The 1,266-nt window shown below is 39.4% G+C and carries 1 protein-coding gene; it reads left to right on the plus strand.

Annotated features, from left to right (window positions below; genetic code table 11):
- Positions 1-289 precede the first annotated feature (289 nt).
- Positions 290-1,012, plus strand: a complete 723-nt coding sequence (locus ACYQ2O_RS12325; protein WP_346024367.1) for a hypothetical protein — start codon at positions 290-292, stop codon at positions 1,010-1,012.
- The last annotated feature ends 254 nt before the right edge of the window (positions 1,013-1,266 follow it).

A 1,266-nucleotide genomic window follows, 5' to 3' on the forward strand; every position in this document is an offset into this window, starting at 1 on the left:
TTGTTATGGTGACTACATTTTACCAAAGAGAGGTGTCTTTTTGTGTGTTTTTTGATAATTATTTATAAGAAGTTTCAATAACCGCAAGGGTTAAACCTGGATATTCAACTGCAAAACTTGAGTTAATAGAATAGCATAATAGAAGGCTTGTTCCTATTTTTGAACGCTTCGGACATCATTATGAAAAGTTTCAGAAACTTTCATGAAAACTTGTTGACTACGATCTTGTTGAGGACTATAATAAATTCGCTATAGAGATGTTTTAATTAATTGAAAGAAGGATTGTAGTATGTCATTAACCGGTCTGTTCCTTGCATTAGGCTTTTCATTTATTCATTTAAGCTCCAGACATTTTAAATTGCGCCTATTATCCGTTAACCAGTTCACCTCTTTTGTTGGAGGAATTTCACTAGCTTATGTATTCTTCCACTTGATTCCGACCGTTCAGGGGTATGAGCATGAGGTTATGGAGACCTTTAACATTTCATCCCAGAATGCGTCTCACCTGATTTTCGGCTCTATGCTTGCGGGAATTGTTGTCTTTTACTTTCTTGAGCTGGCTTTAAAATCATCAAGACTGAAACTGGCAAAAAGCGATTTTTCTACTTCAGGTATTTTCTGGGCTCACATTGGGTCATATTTTCTCTATAATTTCATTATCGGTATCCTGCTATCCAACCAGAGTTTTGAAACGACCTTTACTGCACTGCTTTACTTATTCGCTATTGGTGTCCACTTCATGACCAATGACTGGGTACTGCGTCACCACTTTGAAAAACTGTACGACCGATATGGTCTGAAGCTCCTCGTCGCGTCTGTGCTGCTGGGATGGCTTCTCGGATTGACTATTCACATCTCTCACACGTATATGGGACTTCTGGAAGCTTTCGTAGCAGGCGGACTGATTCTCAACGCTTTAAAAGATGAACTTCCAGCCTGTAAAGGAAGCGGCATGACCTCATTTATGGTCGGCCTGGTCTTCTACTCCGGACTATTGATGTTTATCTTATAATACAAAATAAAAGTACAGGATATTCGGACGACACGCAAGGTGCTGGTCCGGATACCCTGTACTTTTTATTTAACCGCAAATCGACTGCCATCAGAATGAAAGGCCCCTGTTACATCCCATTTCCATTTAAACTGGACCCCATGTCAAGGACAGTTTGATAAAAACCCCTTATAATTTATTATCGCTCCTTCTATGATAACGTCATAGGAGGAGCGATAATACGTTTAAGCCTGGATCAATACTTAGATTTTGGG

It is taken from the genome of Alkalibacterium sp. m-11, assembly GCF_054658155.1.